This is a genomic window from Porphyromonas sp. COT-108 OH2963 (assembly GCF_000768895.1).
GTDB classification, from domain to species: domain Bacteria; phylum Bacteroidota; class Bacteroidia; order Bacteroidales; family Porphyromonadaceae; genus Porphyromonas_A; species Porphyromonas_A canoris.
Window position 1 is genome coordinate 127,163 of the sequence record NZ_JRAP01000006.1, and the last position, 20,972, is coordinate 148,134.

16 protein-coding genes are annotated in these 20,972 nt (G+C 45.4%); 7 read left to right on the top strand and 9 right to left on the bottom strand.

Going from position 1 to position 20,972, the window contains the following annotated elements; translation table 11 throughout:
- Window positions 1-27: 27 nt before the first annotated feature.
- On the top strand, window positions 28-744 hold the full coding sequence (locus HQ39_RS02515) for a hypothetical protein (protein ID WP_036846770.1): 717 nt from the start codon (window positions 28-30) through the stop codon (window positions 742-744).
- On the opposite strand, the gene HQ39_RS02520 is transcribed toward HQ39_RS02515, so the two are convergent.
- The 3 genes from HQ39_RS02520 to HQ39_RS02535 form a co-directional block, all read right to left on the bottom strand.
- Window positions 741-2,696 (bottom strand): ATP-dependent DNA helicase RecQ, encoded by a 1,956-nt coding sequence (locus HQ39_RS02520; RefSeq protein WP_081965359.1) that lies wholly within the window; start codon window positions 2,694-2,696, stop codon window positions 741-743. The genes HQ39_RS02515 and HQ39_RS02520 overlap by 4 nt on opposite strands.
- A complete protein-coding gene (gene recJ, locus HQ39_RS02525; protein ID WP_036863401.1) occupies window positions 2,696-4,447 on the bottom strand; it encodes a single-stranded-DNA-specific exonuclease RecJ in 1,752 nt (583 codons plus the stop codon). Before recJ ends, HQ39_RS02520 begins: the two co-directional genes overlap by 1 nt.
- Before the next feature lie 757 nt (window positions 4,448-5,204).
- The gene (locus HQ39_RS02535) at window positions 5,205-6,167 is read right to left on the bottom strand and encodes an endonuclease/exonuclease/phosphatase family protein (protein ID WP_036863407.1); all 963 of its coding nucleotides are present in this window, start codon (window positions 6,165-6,167) and stop codon (window positions 5,205-5,207) included.
- A 145-nt stretch (window positions 6,168-6,312) separates the two neighbouring features.
- On the opposite strand from HQ39_RS02535, the gene rfbD reads away from it, so the two are divergent.
- The 3 genes from rfbD to HQ39_RS02550 all read left to right on the top strand — a co-directional run bounded on the left by rfbD (window position 6,313) and on the right by HQ39_RS02550 (window position 9,437).
- Window positions 6,313-7,209, top strand: coding sequence for a dTDP-4-dehydrorhamnose reductase (gene rfbD / locus HQ39_RS02540; RefSeq protein WP_036863410.1), 897 nt, complete (start codon window positions 6,313-6,315; stop codon window positions 7,207-7,209).
- A 74-nt stretch (window positions 7,210-7,283) separates the two neighbouring features.
- The gene (locus HQ39_RS02545) at window positions 7,284-8,864 is read left to right on the top strand and encodes a peptide chain release factor 3 (protein WP_036863412.1); all 1,581 of its coding nucleotides are present in this window, start codon (window positions 7,284-7,286) and stop codon (window positions 8,862-8,864) included.
- Window positions 8,865-8,960: 96 nt separating this feature from the next.
- Window positions 8,961-9,437 carry a Dps family protein gene (locus HQ39_RS02550; RefSeq protein ID WP_036863415.1) on the top strand — a complete coding sequence of 159 codons (477 nt, stop codon included), beginning with the start codon at window positions 8,961-8,963 and terminating at the stop codon, window positions 9,435-9,437.
- A gap of 159 nt (window positions 9,438-9,596) precedes the next feature.
- Here HQ39_RS02550 and murI read toward each other — a convergent pair whose 3' ends face one another.
- The 6 genes from murI to HQ39_RS02580 form a co-directional block, all read right to left on the bottom strand.
- Window positions 9,597-10,451 carry a glutamate racemase gene (murI, locus tag HQ39_RS02555; protein WP_036863418.1) on the bottom strand — a complete coding sequence of 285 codons (855 nt, stop codon included), beginning with the start codon at window positions 10,449-10,451 and terminating at the stop codon, window positions 9,597-9,599.
- A 7-nt stretch (window positions 10,452-10,458) separates the two neighbouring features.
- Window positions 10,459-11,706 carry a nucleoside recognition domain-containing protein gene (locus HQ39_RS02560; RefSeq protein ID WP_036863421.1) on the bottom strand — a complete coding sequence of 416 codons (1,248 nt, stop codon included), beginning with the start codon at window positions 11,704-11,706 and terminating at the stop codon, window positions 10,459-10,461.
- A 26-nt stretch (window positions 11,707-11,732) separates the two neighbouring features.
- Window positions 11,733-12,560 (bottom strand): nitrilase-related carbon-nitrogen hydrolase, encoded by an 828-nt coding sequence (locus HQ39_RS02565; protein ID WP_036863423.1) that lies wholly within the window; start codon window positions 12,558-12,560, stop codon window positions 11,733-11,735.
- Between the two features lie 36 nt (window positions 12,561-12,596).
- Window positions 12,597-13,166: a 1-acyl-sn-glycerol-3-phosphate acyltransferase gene (locus HQ39_RS02570; RefSeq protein ID WP_036789671.1), complete on the bottom strand. Its 570-nt coding sequence runs from the start codon at window positions 13,164-13,166 to the stop codon at window positions 12,597-12,599.
- Window positions 13,163-13,954: a YjjG family noncanonical pyrimidine nucleotidase gene (locus HQ39_RS02575; RefSeq protein ID WP_052079368.1), complete on the bottom strand. Its 792-nt coding sequence runs from the start codon at window positions 13,952-13,954 to the stop codon at window positions 13,163-13,165. The genes HQ39_RS02570 and HQ39_RS02575 overlap by 4 nt, the downstream gene beginning before the upstream one ends.
- Before the next feature lie 71 nt (window positions 13,955-14,025).
- The gene (locus tag HQ39_RS02580) at window positions 14,026-15,639 is read right to left on the bottom strand and encodes a DUF4139 domain-containing protein (protein ID WP_081965361.1); all 1,614 of its coding nucleotides are present in this window, start codon (window positions 15,637-15,639) and stop codon (window positions 14,026-14,028) included.
- A gap of 152 nt (window positions 15,640-15,791) precedes the next feature.
- Here HQ39_RS02580 and HQ39_RS02590 point away from each other — a divergent pair, with 152 nt between their 5' ends.
- The 3 genes from HQ39_RS02590 to HQ39_RS02600 all read left to right on the top strand — a co-directional run bounded on the left by HQ39_RS02590 (window position 15,792) and on the right by HQ39_RS02600 (window position 20,954).
- Window positions 15,792-18,302 (top strand): outer membrane beta-barrel family protein, encoded by a 2,511-nt coding sequence (locus tag HQ39_RS02590; protein WP_036863430.1) that lies wholly within the window; start codon window positions 15,792-15,794, stop codon window positions 18,300-18,302.
- A gap of 36 nt (window positions 18,303-18,338) precedes the next feature.
- Window positions 18,339-18,971, top strand: a complete 633-nt coding sequence (locus tag HQ39_RS02595) for a hypothetical protein (RefSeq protein ID WP_036863433.1) — start codon at window positions 18,339-18,341, stop codon at window positions 18,969-18,971.
- A gap of 816 nt (window positions 18,972-19,787) precedes the next feature.
- Window positions 19,788-20,954 (top strand): TPM domain-containing protein, encoded by a 1,167-nt coding sequence (locus HQ39_RS02600; RefSeq protein ID WP_036863435.1) that lies wholly within the window; start codon window positions 19,788-19,790, stop codon window positions 20,952-20,954.
- The last annotated feature ends 18 nt before the right edge of the window (window positions 20,955-20,972 follow it).

Here is a 20,972-nt window from a genome sequence, read left to right on the forward strand (position 1 = left end):
AAGATAGTAAAATAAGGGAGTAACAGTATGAGTCTTGCAAAGCTCTCCCTTTATTTTTACCTTTGCCACAGAGCGATCGTGAAGAGATCGCATAGAGACCGGAAAAGAAAACCTAACAGTAAACTGTACATAGCCATGAAGAGATACCACTCGATTCTTATCCTGTTTTTTCTTGTGCTTGGAACGACAGCGTCTGCTTATGCTCAAAAGATAGCCGTAACCAGAGATGGCGAAGAAGTACTGCTTCATGCCGATGGAACATGGGAGTATCTGGATGAATGGGATAGGGATGAAGAACCCGACTTTACGTTCGGGCCTCGTCCAACCGGCAGGTCTGCACATATCACCATCAATGGAGAAGTCCGTTTTATGATAGTGGAGGGACAGCTGACCAACTTTCAAATCCTCCGTCGCAGAAGGGTCATTTATGATCATGTGATGAGGGAAAACAATGACAGATATGCAAGACTTTCATACGACTATCGCGGTCGTCTGGCTCGGATAGGTAATTGGGAGCTGCAGTATCGGTTTAGGGACAACAAGTTGGAAAAGATAGGTCCATACGCGATCAAGTACAAGTTCAGCAACGACAGGGTAGAGCAGATAGGACCATACCGGATAGATTATGATTTCAGCTCGGACAGAATATCCCGTATCGGGAATGTGGAGATCAAGTACGACTTCTTTACCGAAATGCCGGAAGTACGAGGGAAAAATCCGGGTATGAAGATTGTGATACTTTAATCCGTTTCGGCTCTCTTTTTCAATATCATGCCATCCTCCCGAACCTCATAAGGATGACCCTCCCTCTTGGCAAAAGAGATGCTTTGGAGTATATAATCTTTCGGGGCATTGAGAGATTTGCATACCTCGGACAGGTTTATGGGCAACGAGGCTTGCGATAGAAAATCCAGAATAACCTCCATCGTGCGAAAGGTGAGTCCGGATGGTTTCCTTTCCCGACACACATCGCACAAACCGCAAGGCAGGGAGTGAGTCTCCCCGAAATAGTTTAGAAGAACCTGCGAACGGCATTTCCTTGCCGAGGAAGAAGCATACGCGATAGACGCTTCGGCTCTATCGCGTTCTTTTTGTAGCCGTTTTTCGTAGCTGTCGTAGGAGATATGTATGCTTTCCGGAAGGCATCGCGGTCTTTTGTAACGGATATAAGAGGCTCGCTTGCCCGGTATATAGTCCAGAACGCCCCACCTGTTAAGATGCAGCATGGCTCCGTAAAAAGTATCTGCATCCATATCCAACTGTGTGCGTAGTTTGGGCTCGTCTATTATGGCATGCTCTGTAAACAGACCGGTATAACTCCTTAGTAGCAGTTCCACTACCCTGTAATGCAGATCTGAAGCCTCGTCCATCACTTGGTACAACTCATGACGGGAGAGGGTGATCTTCACTCTTGATGGCATATTCTGATCCACTTCAAAGTCTATATATCCTGCTATATCCAAGAGCGAAAGAGCGGCATGCACTTCCAGTACAGAGTGTCGGAACAGATGACAGAAGAGAGAAATATTCAGCTCGAACAGGTGCCCTGTCCCGGCTCCTTCCGCTATCTGCAAAAAGCTGGCGATGTCTCCATATATCTTTTGTATCTTTTCTCGAGGGGGAAAACCGCTTGACACTCTTTTCTCTACGGCAGAAAGGTCTGTCGCCGGATCGAATAACAGAACGGCATACGAGGGTTTATTGTCTCTCGCAGCCCGTCCGGCTTCTTGATAGTAGTCCTCCAAAGCGGTAGGAAGTTCGGGATGCACCACGATCCGAACATCTTCTTTGTCTATCCCCATCCCGAAAGCGTTTGTGCAGACCATTATTCGGGTCTCATTGTTCATCCATGCTTTCTGCTTCTTAACCTTGCTATCGTGCGAAAGACCGGCATGAAAGTATGCCGCATCTATACCATTCTCGTTGAGCAGATCACAATAGAGCTTCGCTTTCTTTCGTGAACGCACATATACCAGTCCCGATCCTTTGACACTGTTGAGTATATTCACCAGATCCGACAGCTTGTCTGTCGTGGGTTTGACAACATAGCTGAGGTTTTTCCTGTAAAAGCTCCGCTGGAACAGCTTTGCCGGTTGCCGAAACATCAGTTTGTCCCGAATGTCTGCAACCACCTCTGTCGTTGCCGTTGCGGTAAGGGCTAAGACCGGTGTATCGGGGAAGTGAGTACGGAAGTCGGCTATTTTGAGATAATTGGGTCGAAAGTCGTATCCCCATTGACAGACGCAGTGGCTCTCATCTACGACAATAAGAGAGACATTCATGTTGGTTATTCGGCGGAGGAAGGTTTCGGATACGAGCCGTTCCGGAGAGACGTATAGCAGCTTATATTCCCCATAGAGACAGTTGTCGAGAGCCTCTATAATCTTTCCGGACGACATCCCTGAGTGGAGATACTCTGCCTTGATCTTCAATGTTTGAAGCCTGCTTACCTGATCTCGCATCAGGGCTACAAGGGGAGTGATAACGACGGTAATGCCCGGTAACATAAGAGCCGGCACCTGAAAGGTAATGCTCTTACCGCCTCCGGTAGGCATGAGTGCCAGAGTGTCGTAGCCGTTCAGTATGGAGCGGATGATATCCTCCTGCATCGGGCGAAACTCATCGTAACCCCAATAGCATTGGAGTATATCCAAAGGAGATACACTTGCAGCTTCATTGGCGGACTGCCGTTCCATCAGGAGAGTACTCTAAAATCGAGGAGTAGGAGCTGCGCCATGTTCTTACCCATACGGCTATACTCTTCTATGGTATAGACGATGTCGATGCGTGCTCCTCTCTTATATCCTTCTATCTTATACTGGGAGTTGTAGGCAAAGGCGTTGAATATCTCGTCCGTTCCATCCTCTTTAAGGGCCAGCTTCACGTGGCTCTTTGTTTTTCCCATAAACTTGGGCGAGGAGGCAAGCTCCAGATTTGTGGTGCGGAATACCGGTTTCTCGTTGTGAGGACCGTAGGGTGCCATTTCGCGTAATTGCTTTCTGAAAGTGGATGTAATATCGGAGAGCTTGATATCCAAGTCTATGTTGATTTGAGGCGTAAGCACTTCATTGCTCACCTCTTTCTCTCCCAGCTCTTCTATCCGTTTTATAAAGGCTTCCACGTTGTCCTTATGGAGAGTGAAGCCGGTGGCATAAGTGTGTCCGCCGAAGTTGATCAGCAGATCTTTGCACTGGTCTATGATGGCATACATATCGAATCCGCCAATGCTTCTTGCCGAGCCACAGACCAAATCTTCACCGCCTCCGGTCTGAGTGAGGACAATACTCGGACGGTTGAAATGCTCGGTAAGTCTGGAAGCCACAATACCTATCACGCCTCTATGCCATGACGGATCGTAAAGGGCTATAATCTTCTGTTTGGCAAGAGGTTCTCCTGTAGGACTTGTGGCTGTCTCTGTTTCCACTCTTTCCAAAGCCTGTTCGGTGATGGACTTATCCAACTCTCGGCGTTGGGAGTTGTAGCTATCTATGTTTTTGGTCATCTTGCGTGCCTCTCCTGCCGTTGCGGCAAGAAGTAGATCCACAGACTCCCTTCCATTTTGCATTCTTCCCGATGCGTTGATTCGCGGACCTATCTTAAAGACCACTTCGTTCATGGTTATTCGTTTGGTCTTTATCTCACTGACATCCATGATGCTCCGTAGCCCGAGTCTCGGATTTTTGTTCAGAATCTTCAGTCCGTGGCAGGCCATTACCCTGTTTTCTCCCGTAAGACTTACAAGGTCTGCACCGATACTCACCGCCACGAGGTCTAATAGATCATAGACTTGACGGAGATCACCTCCATTGTCGATAGTAAATGCCTGTAAGAGTTTGAACCCCACACCGCAGCCGGAAAGCTCATCGAACGGGTATGTGGATCCGGGTATTTTGGGGTTAAGAATAGCCACAGCGTCCGGAAGTTCTGCATCCGGGACGTGGTGATCACAGATAATAAGGTCTATTCCTTTCTCCTTTGCATATAGCACTTTCTCTACTGCCTTTACGCCACAATCAAGTGCAATCATTAGCTTGCACCCCTCTCTCTCGGCATGATCTATGCCTTGGAAAGAGATGCCACTGCCTTCATTGTAGCGTTCCGGTATGTAGTAGGAGAGTTGGGTTGTGTATTGCCGGAGAAATTTGTACATCAGTGCCACCGAAGTGGTTCCATCTACATCGTAGTCTCCATATATTAAGATCCTCTCTTTCTGCCCTAAGGCTTTGTTGAGACGGTCCACGGCTTCTCGCATGCCCAGCATAAGGAACGGATCGTGCAGATCCTCTATCTCCGGTTGTAGATACATCCGTACCTGCTCTGGAGTAGTAACACCTCGCTGGACAAAGAGCTTCGCGACCATGGGTAGAAGCATCGAGGACGAAGACAGCTCCGCCGCAACTCGCTCCTCTTCCGAGGTCAAGCTCTTCAAGTTCCATAGATATTCCATATGTGAAATCTCTTTTTTTCATTTTTTTCTTAGGTCTCAAATATAGCAATAATATCTTGGATTTCATGAGAGATTTATATAATAACTCCTTCTTTATCTTCTTTTTGCTCTCTTTGCTCTCTGTTCGGGAGAGATTTTCAATCTTCATTTTTATATATTCCATCCCGAAAAATGCCCCCTTTTTTCTTGCTCTCTATTTTGATCGGAAGGGTCGTTTTCAGAACACGAGAGAATTGTTAAATTCGGGCTGTTTTATTAACACAAATTCCGATACCTGTTAAGCAAAAACACTAAACGAGCATATTTTGTCGGCTTAACGTGTTTAATTTTTCAATGAACACGTTTAGTGATTTCATTAAACACGTTTACCGGATTCAATTAACGTGTTTAGAAATTTTGATTACTTGTTTGATTATTAGTGCTTTAGCTATTTTCTCCTGTTTTTTTCTCTTTGATCCAATTTTTGTTGTTAGAGAATGTTTACGATCAGAGGTGTTATTTTTAACTTTTATTGTGCGTAAAATGAGCCCTAAATCCGACCAAAAGGAAAAAAGTTTGAAAGATGACGATTTCTTTTATCTGCTTATCTGTTAGGCTCTTGGGGCTTATCGGTGAGAGTCGGGGGCGTGAAAACGATTGAAGAAGAGATTCTGTATTCAGGAAAATTCAGCTCTCGTTTTTATATAAAAGTGCCAGCCGACATACCCTTCCGAGAAGAGTGTATCGGGTGGCATTTTTATATTTTTGTGTCGAGGCGTTAGAGCTTAAATTCTGCCCACAACGGATAGTGATCCGAAATCATGAATGAGAGTTGCTGTTTCGTGAGTCCTCTGTTGTTCAAAGCCGTTGGAACAAAGTCGTAACTACCGCCTTGGACAAACTCCAAAGAGAGTTTCGGCTCTCCATCTTTGCCGTTGAACCATGCGATCTGATCGTAGAATTTGGTTTTATCGAATATGGAACGGGTAACCTCCGGATTCTGCAAATCCTCCGGGACATAGAGCCCCTCCGAAAGGAAAGTCTTGTTCAGCAGATCTCCACGAGCATCTATATTGAAGTCTCCCAAGACAATGAGGTTTTGGTGATAGGCATTAACGTCCTTTGCCCAACCGGAGAGCCATTGGGCTATCCCTTTCAGCTCTCCGAGTCTGTCCTTAGACTTTTTCCCGTAGATCACGTGCAGAGTGATGAGGATAAAGGTCTGATTCTTGGATCTGAAGCTTACGGCATAAGGGGTGCGTACGAACTGCTCCGTCATTACATTCTCCGAAACACCTTTTCGCCACTGATCCGGCACGACGAGTTCGCCCGCAAGCCCGGAAAGATTTACTCTTCTTGTGTCGAAGAGGTACGCCATCCGTTCTCCGTTGCCGGCATCGCCTTTATTGACATCCGTAAGGATCATGGACCAGTCGCTTCCTAAAACTTTCAGCGTATCCCTTAATGCCCGTATGTTGGCTTTGACCTCCTGCACGGCAACAACATCGAATCTTCTGATGATCTCTGCTATGCAGAGGGTGGAGTGCAGATCTCGTTTGGGGGAGTCGTCCTCTTTGCTTGCCCATTCTCGTGTCAGGTCGCCGAAACCACGAATGTTCCAGCTGGCAATAAGCAGGTTTTTGTCTAACTTTTTGGATGGAATCTTTTCATCCAGATCTCTTTTAAGTGTGTTGAGGTTCTCTTGTACCTCTTGAGGTGGGGTGTCTAATATTTTTGCCATAGTATTGAAGGTTTTTCCAAAGATAGTATTTTCTTGTTTGTTGTACAACTCTCTAATTATGAGTTTTTAATGAGATATTTTTGCGTTCAAAGATGTAGAAAGAATCACGAAAATATCCCTTTCTTTTTGTATTTTTGTGGCAGATATGAGCAGAATAAAGAAAAAGATGAGAGTGTGGCTTACCGGAGCCGCAGGTCAGTTGGGGAACGCTATCATGCGGAACTACTCTCCGAATGATGAGATAGAGTGGTTACCAACGACAAGAGACCAGATAGAGCTAAGCGATAGAGCCAATGTCCAACGCTTTTTTGACCTCTATAAGCCGGATGTGATACTTAATGCCGCAGCTTTTACTTCGGTAGATGCCGCCGAGAATAACCCGGACGAATTGCGGAGAATCAACTATGAGGTACCCAAGTTCCTTGCCGAACTGTGTCATAATAAAGGGAAGATTTTGATGCACATCAGTACGGATCATGTCTTTGGAGGCGGAGAGCCGGTTTCTTCACCACTGAAAGAGGAAGATCCTGCCGCTCCCTGCAATGCTTATGGAAAGAGCAAGCATGAGGGAGAAATCGCTGTGCAGGAGTCTTGTCCGCGTTCGTATGTCATTCGTACATCATGGCTTTACTCTGCTTATGGCAACAACTTTTACACCAAGATACGGCGAGTAGCCCTTAGTCAGGGTGAATTGCGTCTCGTTACGGATGAAGTCGGAAGCCCGACTTCTGCACTCAATCTTGCACACGTTATCATACGCATTCTTTTGCGCATCAAATCCAAAGAGGGAAAGATACCGTTTGGTCTCTATCACTTTGCCGACAGAGGAGCTGTCTCTCGTTACGATTTTGCTCGTGCCATATTGGATTTGGATCCTAAAACAGCTTCTTTATCCATGGAGAAGTGTCTGCAAAAAGATTATGACACGGTAGCTGTCCGTCCTCTATACAGTGTATTGGATACAAGTAAGATAGAGGCAATACTTCCGGACTCGGTACACGATTGGAAAAGCTCTTTGGAGCAGGTGTACAATCAGGAATAAGCTACAACCCAAGAGGTTCGGAGAACAAGGTTTTCGAGTAGCCTTATCTTTCCTTTTTGACGAATATTATACAGATGTCTTATATAGAAGAAATAAAACGTCGCAGAACGTTTGCGATTATCTCTCACCCCGACGCGGGGAAAACTACTCTGACCGAAAAGCTACTCCTTTTCGGAGGCGCGATACATATAGCCGGCGCAGTAAAAAGCAATAAGATAAAGAAGAGCGCAACCAGTGACTGGATGGAGATAGAAAAACAAAGAGGTATCTCCGTAGCGACTTCTGTCATGGGTTTTGAGTATGAAGGGTATAAAGTGAATATCCTCGATACGCCCGGTCACCAGGATTTTGCCGAAGACACTTACCGTACACTTACTGCTGTGGATAGTGTAATCATCGTGGTGGACTCTGCCAAAGGGGTGGAGCAACAGACTCGCCGCCTGATGGAGGTGTGTCGTATGCGACATACTCCCGTGATGGTCTTTGTCAATAAGATGGACCGCGAAGGACGGGATCCGTTCGATTTGATGGATGAAATAGAGGAAGAACTCGGTATTGCCGTCTCTCCTCAAACATGGCCAATAGATTCCGGAGAACGTTTCAAAGGAGTCTACAACCGATATGTGGGTGGATTGGATCTCTATAAACCGAGCAAGCAGCAAGTAACAGAGTGTGTGCACATAGATGATTTGCAGTCCGACGAACTGACCCAACATATTTCGGATGCACAGGCAGATAAGCTCCGGGATGATCTTGAACTTCTTTCGGAAGTGTATCCTTCGCTTGACGAGGAGGCTTATCTTGCAGGACGAGTGGCTCCGGTATTTTTCGGCTCTGCTCTGAACAACTTCGGTGTGAAAGAGCTGCTCGACTGTTTTGTCCGCCTTGCGCCTTCTCCCCGCCCTATTGATGCAATAGAGAGAGCCGTAGACCCTTACGAGGAGCCATTGACCGGATTTATATTTAAGATTCATGCGAATATGGACCCTAATCATCGCAGCAGTATCGCGTTCTTGAAGATATGCTCCGGTCGCTTTGAGCGGAATAAACCATACGCCCACATGCGTTTCCTTGGAAAGCAGTTTCGCTTCAGCAGTCCTACTGCCTTTATGGCGCAGAAGAAAGAGACCGTGGACGAAGCATTTGCAGGGGATATCATCGGTCTGCCAGATACGGGAAACTTCCAGATCGGAGACACTATCACGGAGGGAGAGATCCTTCATTTCAAAGGTCTGCCCAGCTTCTCTCCGGAAATGTTTAAGTATCTTGAAAATGCCGATCCCATGCGCACCAAACAGCTTCAGAAAGGAGTTGAACAGCTTATGGGGGAAGGCGTTGCTCAGATCTTTACCAGTACGTTCAATGGTCGTAAGATTATCGGAACGGTAGGGCAGCTCCAGTTCGAGGTGATAGAGTATAGACTTTTGCACGAATATCAGGCAAAGTGTCGCTGGGAGCCGGTAAGCCTTTACAAAGCATGCTGGATAGAGAGCGATGATCTTGCCATCCTTGAAAACTTTAAGAAGCGTAAGGCACAATATATGGCTGTCGACAGAGAGGGAAGAGACGTTTATCTTGCAGACTCTCCATACGTGCTTCAGATGGCAAGGCAGGATTTCCCGGATATTCGTTTCCACTTCACAAGCGAGTTTTAGATTTTGTCTATACTATTATAGACTGTATCTGTTGTATCTGCATGTATATATTTATATCTTTGCACTATAAACATGATAACTAAATAATTACAAGATATGAAAACAACAAATTTTCTTCACTTGAATGAAGCCTATACTGTAAAGGCAGTAGAGAAGTTGAATCAGCTTGCTGCAAACTTCCACATTTACTACTCTAACCTTAGAGCATTTCACTGGCATGTAGAAGGCCGTTCTTTCTTTCTCCTTCACGAACAGCTTGAGAAAATGTACGATGAACTCGCAGAGAATATAGATGAGGTCGCAGAACGTATCCTCCAACTTGGTGGTACTCCTGTACGTTTGTACAAAGACATCGAATCGTTGGCTACACTTAAGCAAGCTGTAAACGTAAGCAACGAAAACGATATTGTAGAGCAGGTGTTGGAATCTATCTCTCTATTCATAAAGATCGAAAGAGAAGGAGTTGCTTTGGCTGCTGAAAATGGAGACGATACTACTGTAGGACTACTTTCAGAGTATCTTCAGGGACAAGAAAAATTAGTTTGGATGCTTACAGCTTACCTTAAGAAGTAAGAACGAGAAGAGAGACTATCCAAACTCTTAAAGAATAAAAGTCTGCAAACTTTATCTATCTGTAGAGATAGAGAGGTTTGCAGACTTTTTTATGGTCTGAACAGATCTTATCGAAAGAAAAACAGTGTGCGAAATAAGCAGTGGTATGGAAAAAACGGATCAGCAATCTCTGTCAAGAGTCATTCCGGCAATATTGACTGTCGTAGCAGAAATGGCTCTTCCGACAAACTGACGAGCTGCCTGCTCAAAGGCATGAGACTCTTCCGTTGTAAAGAAAAGGTGTTGCCCTCCTTTGGAGAGTAGTTGCTCCATTTCGGGGTGGCGTTCGAGATAGGATTTAAGAGAGTTCACTATAATCTCTCCCTGTGGCAAAATTGTGATATGAGGGGGTGCAATCTCCGAAATCATCTCTTTGATAAGCGGATAGTGAGTACATGCCAGTAGAATGGTATCTATTTCCACATCTTTACTCAAAAGCTCTTCAAGATAGGTCTTGACAAAGAAACGCGTCCCTTCAGAATGGCATTCGCCACTCTCTATAAGGGGGACAAGCATCGGACAGGCTTGTTGTATGATAGTGAGATCCGGGGCATACTCTTCTCCTTCACGAAGATAGGTTTCGGAAGCTACCGTGCCTGAGGTTGCCAAAAGACCGATATGTTTGGTCCGACTGAAAGGTGCAAGCGATTCTATTGTAGGTCTTATTACTCCAAGTACACGGTATCCCTCTTCTGCCCAAGGCTTAAAAGAGGTCTGCTGTATCTGCCTCAATGCTCGGGCTGATGCCGTATTACAAGCTAAGATAATGAGCCTGCACTTCTTTTCCTTAAGAAGAAAGGCGACCCCTTCAGAGGTAAATTTATAGATGGTTTCAAAGGATCTTGGACCGTATGGAGCTCTCGCATTGTCTCCCAAGTAGACAAAGTCGTATTGAGGGAAAGCCTTTTCTAAAGCCTTCAATATCGTCAAGCCTCCATATCCGGAGTCGAATATACCTATCGGAAACCTGTTCATATCTCTTTTAAGGAGCAAAGAAAAAGTAGGCGCACAGTACTGAAACAATCATGCCGACAAGGTCGGACAACAGACAGATGCCAAGAGTGTAGCGCGTGTTACGTATTGCAACGCTGCCGGCATAGAGTGCAATGATATAAAAAGTAGTGTCGGATGCTCCCTGACACATGCAAGCAAGTCTTCCGACAAAGGAGTCTGCGCCATAATTTTGCATGGCATCTATCATCAGTCCACGTGCTCCGCTTCCGCTCAGAGGCTTCATCAGTATGGTTGGAAGTGCTCCAACCCAATCGCTTGGTAAGCCGAAGAAGCAAAAAGAAGCCTCTATACCGGAAACAATATAATCCATCCCTCCCGAAGCTCTAAAGACTGCCACTCCGACAAGAATGGCTACAAGATATGGTACAATATTGATCGCTGTCTTGAATCCTTCCTTTGCACCTTCTATGAAAACGGAAAAGACATCAAGCTTTTTCCATAATCCATATACCAGAAATATCACAACCACAGATAAGATAATACCGTTGGCGATGAGAGCAGATATTTTTTGAAGGGACTCTCCACTTACTTCTCCATCACCGCCCCAAGGAATAAAATTGAGTACAATGGCGGACAGCAGTATCAATAAGGGTATCAGAAACGCTCGTTGAAAGAGTGAGATCTTCTGTTTGTAAGCTACGGCGCATATAGCAAACAGGGTGCTGGCTGCTGTGGCAATGAATATCGGGATAAAGACATCCGTTGGCACAGCGGCTCCCATGGTTGTCCTGTACATCAGGATCGAGATCGGAATAAGCGTAAGACCGGATGCGTTGATGCAGAGAAACATAATCATGGCATCCGAGATACGATCCGGTGTGGCACTGTTCTCTTTTTGCAGATGCTTCATCGTCTCCAATCCGAGAGGAGTAGCAGCATTATCTATTCCCAAAAGATTGGCAGAGAAGTTCAGCATTATGGTTCCCAGGGCAGGATGATCTTTGGGGAGAGAGGGGAACAACACTCTAAAGAAAGGATATGTCCCTTTTGCCAAAGCAGAAACCATCCCGCTCTTTTCTCCTACTTTAAGGAGTCCCATCCAGAGTGTAAGTATTCCGGACAGACCGAGAGCGAGTTCAAAAGCTGTGGTAGCACTGCTAAAAAGAGCCTTAGATACCTCATTCAAGGTCTCTAAATCGCCCGTAAATATCAGCTTGAAAAGGCAGACAATCAGAGCAAGGACGAAAAAACCGATCCAAATATAGTTCAGAATCATTCTCTATATCGCCTTACGGGATTAACTCAGAAGTGTAGTGTAAACTCGTCGGCATCTTCCAGAGCAGGAAATTTCTTGCGTAGATCGCTTACCTGTCTCTTGTCTATACGTCCTAATAGTATGCCTATCTCTCCTTTGTTCAGCTTTTTCACCAACGAAAGTTTTGGGTCTATTATCCGGCTATCCCCGCTATATACCTGTCGGTAGCTGTCTACGCCCACACGATTACAAGCCAAAACATAGCAGAGATTCTCAGATGCTCTTGCTCTTAGAAGAGCTTTCCAAGGAGAACGACGCGCTTGAGGCCAGCTTGCCACACAAACTATTGCATCATAATCATGCTTTTTAGTCCATCGGCACCATACCGGAAAGCGAAGATCATAACAGATAATCGGGAACAGTTTCCACCCTTTATACTCTACCAACAAGCGTTCAGAGCCGGAAGAAAAGTGTTTGGCTTCTCCTCCCGGGCCGAAAAGGTGCATCTTGTCATAGTATAGAGTCTCTCCGTTGGGATATACCCACACCCCTCTATTCGTACGGACATCATTCTCTATATGTATCATGGAGCCGAAGATAGCGGTGTTGTAGTGTTGGGCTTTTTGCTTCATCCACTCCAGACTTTCGTAAAACCATTCGGACTCGATCTTTTCGTCTCCGGTTACATATCCCGTATTCCACATTTCCGGCAGTATGATAAGATCGATGGGATCATCCTCTATCGGTTCGAGATCTTTGAGTAGAATATCTATGACATGGGCATTTTCAGACGGGTTGAGATGTTCCAAAGACATCTGTATAATGGCTACATTGAGTTCTTCCTGTGGTTCCCCTTTGTATGTGATAGGTTTCATAAAAGTTTCCGATGTTATCTGTTTGAATGAGTGCATTTAATATTCCGAAAAATATTCCGGGACACGAGCCATATTTTTATTGTAGCGAGAGTGGATATAGGCAATATCCTGCTCGGCATTACCTGTCGGATTGAATATCTCAAATATCCCCACCTCTTTCTGTGCGTAGTCTATTTTGGCAAGCTCTATGGGGACACCTGCTTTCAGTGCCATGTAGTAGAATCCGGTTTTCCACTTTGCCACTTTCGAGCGAGTACCTTCCGGTGTTACTCCCAAGTGAAATCGCTCTGCTTTGCGTATGGTCTCTGCCACCTGATCTACCAGTGACATTTTATGTTTTCTATCTATTGGAATACCGCCCATTGCACGGAAAATATGTCCTAAAGGAAATACAAACCACTCTTTTTTCATCATAAAATGGCTTCCAACACCGGTAAAATTATGGTAGAGTTTCCCGATGATAAAATCAATATTGCTGGTATGCGGAGCTACACAGATCACACTTTTCAGAGGACGTGATTCCGGTACAAGAGCTTTCCATCCCAGCCACTTCAGGAGTGTTTGTGCTATTCGCTGTTTTAATGTCTTTCTTTTCTTTTGGGTCATATATTCTGTATTCCTAATTTCATTTTGCTCTTGCCGGGAAACCGTACCGAAGTCCGGTGTACCAGTAAACGCATATTGATTGCTTTGATAGCCGGGAGAGCTTCTTGCAGCGATGTTATCTCCGTTACATCTTTCTCTTTCGTAGAAGAGGGGGTGTAGTCATGCCTAAGCCAGATCGGATGAATGCCGATGCGTAAAGCTCCTTCGATGTCAGTCTCCCAAGCATCTCCTATCATAACTACCTCGTCAGGCTTGCAACCTACCAACGAAAGTGCTTTTGCAAAGATCTGCTTAAAGGGTTTACTCACTCCTACATCTTCAGAAAGTACTACATGATCCACGTAAGGGGTAAGTCCGGCTTTTGCAAGCTTATTGTGTTGAACTTCTATAAATCCATTGCTTACTATCACAACGGGATAGCTGTGATGAAGTTCTTTCATCACCTCCACAGCATGAGGTATAAGTGCTTCTTTGTTATTTGCAATAGCAAAGTACTCATTATGGATCTCCATATAGGTTTCATCGCTATACTCGTACAGCGGAGAAAGGACATAACGAAGGCGATCTATTTTCAACACATCTTTGCTAATCTCTTTCCGTGCATATTTCCCCCATAGCAGATCGTTATAAGGAAGATAAACCTCGTAGAATTTCTCGAAAGAGGGATACAAATCTCCGGGTTTACCACCCCAACCATACTTATGAAAAAGCTCCTCTAAAGCCTCTCTATTGTTTTGCTTTGTTGCCCAAAGAGTGTCGTCTAAATCTATGAAAACTGCTTTTATCATAACTGCAAAGATATGAAAAGACGGACAAACTCTCCGATTTGTCCGCTTTCCATACCTTATATAATAGGGGATCAGAATCCTGAAAGATTCATATCCTTAGGGTATCTTACTTTGAAGCTCACCCGAAGTTTCTTCGTAGAGTTACCGGATAGATTCAGTTTCCATGTCAATATTCCTGTTTCTGCATCCAGTTCGGCTCCGCTTTGTTCAAGGAGTTCTACCTTAATATTGTTCGCCGTGCTTACCGGTATTCTATCTTTCACTTCTATCTCGGCACTCTCTCTCTTATTATTCACGATAGAGATTTCATACGTGCGAGTCTCCTCTTTTTCCGATGAGAAGAATTTTGTACCGCTCTTATCCGAAATCTGTTTGCGGGAAACACTCAGGCGGGTATCCTCTCCAAGGGTGAGATCCAATCCGTCTTCAAACTTTGCCGGATCTATATGAGTCTCGCTTACCTGCATACCTTGCATGATCACTGTTGCCGGAGCCACGACCAGTCCACTCTTACCCAAATCTTTGATATGAGCCATAAGGAAAGCCCGGCTATCATCTTCAGGATAAGCGAAGTAGTGGTAGGAGGCTTTGATGCGCTCGCTGTTTAGAACTATCAGATGGTCTCTGTTGTTGCTATAAATATCATAAGGCGTACTTACGACAAAGCTCTGATTCATCATATTGGACACAGACTGCGCTCCCACATCATACTCCGCATAGGCTATCTCTTCGGCAACAGTGTTGTAAGCCACTGCTCGAGCAGATTTCTTCATAGATTCCAGCCTCATGTCGTTCGGGTTTTCCAGACGGATAAACCATGGGTGTACGGATGGTGCATTCACACGCTTTGTCGGTCTTGCGTCTACAAGTGTCAGGTTTACGCCTTTCCAGTTGATACCGCTGCCTTGTCTCACATTTGCTCTAAGCGACATCTCCACCGGTTCTTTCTCGGATGCAACACGCAGCATATACGATGGGCTCCAAGAAGCAGAGCGAGTCAGGTACTCGATATTCAGCTTCACGTTCTGAGCTACATTGCTTGAGACGCGCACCACTATGGCACTCTTGCTGCTGTTGCTCTTGTTCTCTTCATCGTCTTCTTGGGTATTGCCTTTAAGGGTACTCAGTTCTGCTTTCAGTGCAGCTATCTCTTTCTCCAACTTTTTCACTTCAAGGCTCAGTTGGATACGCTGTGAGGTGTAGAAAGAGAGGAGCTCGCGAAACTGTGCGACATTCGTTGCTCCTTTGTTACCAACAAACTCATTTCCGTCCATCATCTCTATTGCCTTGCTCTTTGTCTCTTTTTCGATGATGGCTTTTTCAAGTTTCTGTTCCAGTGTTGCCACTTTTTCGGCAAAAACTTTCCCTTCCGGTGTATTGACGTCAATATTGGAGGGCCATTTGTATTCTGAAACAAACTCCGAAGACAAAACCATCAATCCCGAAGCATTGGTCAATACTCTTAAGGTGGAGATGTCCATCACATTGGATACTTGGCCTATTACTATTTCAGACGCTCCTTTAGGGACGGAAGTAGAGACATGGTGCTTCATCTCGGCACCTGTTCTATATACTTTGGCTTGTTGCAGTTGGGCTGCGGTGTAGATAGGGCTCTGTGCAAACAGACTTGCCATGCCCGATAGAAGCAGAACGGATACTGCTATAATGCTTTTGTATTTCATCATATCTCAAAGTTATCAAAAGGTTAGACATTCATGTAGTAGTAACAAAGTTAATCATTTGAACAAGATACTCACCATTTATACTTTATATCCATCTATTTTTAAGAAAAATACTACCTTTGAACTCTACGTGATACAGACAAAAAATCTTTGACATGAAAAAGCAAATCATCACCATACTAACGCTGTTTGTTCTGCTTTCTACCTCCATATCGGCGCAGAATAAGACTGCCTTATCTAGAATTTCGGGCACGGTCATGGACAGCCGGAATGCCCCTATCCCTTACGCGGAAGTATTTGTAGGAGAAGTCAGAGACGGCGAAGAGAAGATCCTGCAACGCACACATACGGATCTTTCTGCGCGTTTCTCGCTCTCGATGGCTCCGGGAAACTATTTTTTCGGCGTCAGTCATTTGGGCTATAAACTCTATGTCTCCAAGATAACTCTGCTTCCGAACCAAGATCTGGATATGGGGAAGATTACCCTTCAAGAAGATCCCACAGAGCTGCAAACCGTTGTGGTACAAGGCAGATCCATGACCGTAAGAAGTACTCAAACCGGATTCAAGGTTGATGTAACGAAGATACGGGAGGAGAGAAACAATGCTCTGGATCTGCTGGCAGGGCTTCCCAATATATTTGTGCGTGGAGAGGAGCTGTTCATTCCAGGAAAGAAGCAGATCATACTCAAGATTGGCAATGTTGTTCAGCGTGCAACTCCGGAGAGCCTGCCACGTATATTGAAAGGCTACGATGCCCGACTCATAAAAAGTGTGGAGGTTCTTATGCAACCCCCTTTGAAGTATGACAAGGACGGCAACACGGCTATGATTATTCTATCCATGGAGTCGGAGTTTCTGAACTATGTCGGGGGAGTGGTTGGAACGGAGATTATGACGGGAGAGATGCAGAACTCTCGTTATGGTGGATATGCTTCTGCTTTTCTCAATCTGGGTAGATTTTCTTTCGCCGGAAGTCCTTATTCCAACCGGAGCGAGACCGAATTTTTTGAGAATGCGGTCTATTATCATCCCAAGTCCTTACACAGCATCAACAATCCAAGTACCGGAGAACGACGCAATGCGGGTCTCAATCTGAACTTACAGTACGATTACAGCAGCTTGGGCAACATAGGTCTTCATGCCGAGCTTAAACGCACCGGAGTGGAAAATGTTTTCGAGAGTACCGAGCTTTTTCGTAACAGAGAGACGCTCCATACAGACTCCACTCTGAACAACCATAACATTTACAGAGATACCGTGCCGAAGTATGCCGTAGCCGCCTATTGGGAGCACACACTGTCTCCCAAGGGAGCAAAGATCTGGGCTGATCTCTCCTATTACAGCTATACCGAAAGCAGAGAAACGGACTTCGGAAGCAAAATATCCTATACACCTGTTTCGCCCGATCCGGGAAATCCCTCTTTTATAAGCAGAGTGCAGTCGCCCTACTTCGGTTACAGAGACTTGGACAGGGTCAAAACATCCGGAATTGCCTCCAACATAGACCTCTCCATACCGCTTCTCCCGGACAACAAGTGGGTATTGGATGCCGGTTTTGGTGCGCAGATCTCCACAACCGACAACCGCAGATCTCATGCCCATGCCTATTGGAAGCCTGCGAACAACCCATTAGCACCCTACTATCCTTATGCCGATCTGGACAAGTCTGACGCAGAAGAGCAGAGGCAGAAAGCTCTTTTTTCAGTCGTGGAGCGCATCTACTCTCCCTACTTTAGCACCACGTTTGCCGTGAGCGATGAGGTTCTCTTGCGTCTTGGAGCCAAACTTCCCTACACCTCTACGGCAACGTCTCTCGATAATGCCGGCTACAAAGAGGGGAAAGGACGGATGCATCTCCTCCCTTCTGCATATATCGTCTATACACCATCCCGGAGACATAAGTTTTACTACACGCTCAACTCCGATATACAGCGTCCGCAGTTTGACAATCTGAACCCGTTCGAGTGGAAGACTACTACGTTCTCCGTCCTCTTTGGCAATCCCGATCTTAAACCGCAAACCGCTTATCGGATGGACTTGGGCTATACATTCAGAGGCGTGCTCTCTCTTGCCGCTCAGGCTCAATGGGAACGGGATATCATTGCATCCGTTACCCGTATAAAGGATGGTGTGATCTACAAAACTCCGATGAATGCCCAGCAGAGTCGCTTCTTGGCTCTAAAAGGCTCTTACTACTTCGATAAACTTTCGTGGATGACCGCATCTTTGGATGCCTATTATGGTCGCACGCTCTACACAAGCCATCTGCCCGAACTCCAAAAGAGCAAACAGAGCGTGAAGTGGGGTGTGGATGGATACCTCAACTTCGTCTTCAACAAATCGAGAACCTTTACGGGATTTCTTTCCGGCTCTTATATGGGCAAGAGATCTACCGTGATAGCGGATATTGATCCGGAATATGAGTTGAGTTGCGGAGTTACGGCATTCTTTTTCAACAGAGCTTTGTCTCTCTCTCTTGCCGGTCTCGAACTGCTCAATTCGAGTTACAGCGGTACTGCTTATGTGGGAGACACAAAGTTTGAGTTTGATAACAACTACTCTTTTCCCACGCTCTACCTCTCTGTTTCCTATAAGTTTGGAAAAGCCAAAGAGAGCTCTCCCGGAAGAAAGCTCAGCCATAAGGCTGTGGAAAAACGTTTTTAGCGAAGAGGCAGATATTTTTACTACTTTTGCCGGAGCATGAAACCGTTCGGATACCATACGATTTATGCCATAGATGCTCTGCGTCGATTCAGATACAGAGCCGGGCATGGCGTACACTCTCCCTTGGCATTTGCTCTTGTTGGCAGTGTCTCCTCCTGCTCCATACCCTTTTATGCTTTCGAGGAGATAGCCGATAGTTTGCCGAAAGATACACCTGAGAGAGAGGTGAGAGTAGGGCAGTTTCTGTTTCGTCTTTTGGCTCATGCTCCGAAAGGAGAGGTTTTTTACCTCACGGACAACGCCTCCACCGGAATACCTCTATGGGGAAAGCGTGCAGCCCCCGACAGCATACACACTGAAGTGAAGCGTTCCGAAGAGATAGCACCGACCGCTTCTCCGCTGCTGGTTTATGCGCCCACCCCCTCTCTTGCTGCGGATCTTCTTGAGACCAACGAGGGATTGCTGCGCAGAAGAGAAGCGTCTATTCATCGTCCCATGCTCCTTATCGACGGCATCCGTCGTAACAAAGAGGAGTATCGGATATGGAGAGAGTGTCTCAGGAAGCGGATCTCTCACTGCATTGTCCTGGATCTCTACCATTGCGCATTGGTCATTGGCGGACACCGAGCGGAAACACAGCTTTTTCGAGGCTATCTGAATCTGACCTGAAACCGGATTTCTCCCTGTCTAAATATAGAAAACTCTCTTTTGAGAGCCTCTGTTTTGGAGCTCTTGAAAGGGAGTTTTTATATAAAAATGGAGCATCGGTCGGAGGGCGAAAAAGCTCTTTTCGGATCGCTTTTTCTACTCCGGATTTTTGCTTGACCCTTGCAATCTTTTTGTAATCAGAATCTTATGGGAAATCGCGAATTTGGAAAAATTTTTTTCTCAGTCCATTTCATGGGGCTTTTTCGCGTTAATTGGTGTGAATTTTAACGCCTAAACCTGTAAACGTTTACTAATAAAGAAATTTTCCTTTTCAGGTGCTTTTTAGGGTAAAAATACATAATGCTTTGATAATGAGCGCTCTAACGATTTTGGCTAAACACGTTAATCGAATCCGGTAAACGTGTTTAATGAAATCACTAAACGTGTTCGTTGAAAAATTAAACACGTTAAGCCGAAACAATATGCTCGTTTACTGTTTTGGATGAACAGGCATCGGAATTTGTGTTAATAAAACAGCCCGAATTTAACAATTCTCTCGTGCTCTGAAAACTACCCCTCCGATCAAAATAGAGAACAAGAAAAAAGGGAGCATTTTTCGGGGCGGAATGTATAAAAATCTCTTTTGAAAAGAGGCGCGGTATGGGGAGAAAAAGGGGATAAAAAGAGTAAAAGAGAAGAGCAGTAAAAGTATCTCATATCTTAAAAAAAATCAATTTCTTCGGCAAATGTGGCAGAGATAAATGCAATTTCTTGTATGTTTGCACTGTGAAACCTTTCCACAGCTTAGAACCTGTAGCGCATCACATCGACAGAATAATGAGAAAACATATCTTAATTACCTTACTTTTAGCTGCTTCTCTCTTCTCTTTTTCCTTATACGGACAGGAAGTTTACGATGTGGAAGATGTCCCCAATGTTCATCTTCAAGATAAAGATCAGTATGTCAGCGATCCGTTGGAGACGATCTCCTCATCTATGAGAGAGCGCCTCAATGCTGCCATTGCAAAAGTAATGAAGGAAAGAGACGTTGAGATAGCTGTCGTGGTGATACCGCGGATAGATACTTCAAAGTATCCGTCCGAAAGAGATTTTGCAAACAAGCTGTTCAATACCTGGAAGATTGGGAACAAAGAGACCGATAGAGGATTGCTGATGGTTTATATCACCGATAAAAGCCAGAGGAGTATCACTTTCGAGGTGGGGTACGGATTGGAAGCCGATCTGCCGGACGGACTCTGTTATCTCATTCAGCAAGAGGCTATGATCCCTCTACTGAAAGAGGGTAACACAGCCGAAGGGCTTATTGCCGGTGTGGAAGAGGTGGATAAGGTCTTTGGCGGGGTATCATCCCTGAAAAAAGAGTACGAGGAGTCTGCCGGAGATGACTGGATCGGAGAGGTTATGATGTGGGCTTTTATTGTCATTTTACTGCTTGTCGGAGGGGTTCTTCTTTATGGTATGAGCATCGAATTGGTACTTCGAGAGATGAAAAAATCTGTTCACGATCCTTACCTTACGATGGTCAAGCTCAGAGAGTCGCCATTTTACTTCTCCACAATAGTTTGGAGCACTATTTTGTGTTGTTCTATTCCGGCTCTGATTGTAATGGTGGTATGGTTTTGGGTCATTAAGATCCGCTTCCGAAGAGCTTTTGTCTGTGAGGCTTGCGGAAAAGCAGGAACAACCAGGTATGTGGGCAATTCCGTCCCGAAAGAACCCTCTGTCGCCTCTTCGGGAATAAAGATACACGAGTTTCGATGTACCGCTTGCGGGCACAATCATATAGAGCAAACCTCCATCAGACTCTCGGATAAAAAACTCTTCGGAGGAGGTTATCGGGATGGAGTAGTGGATTATCGCACACAGATTTCTGCTGTTAGAAGCTCTTATAGAGATGGTTGGAGCGGAGGCGGAAGCTCAAGCAGTGGAGGCTCTTGGGGGGGCGGCAGCTCCGGTGGAGGTGGTGCTTCGAGCAGATTTTAAGTTGGGACATAAAATATA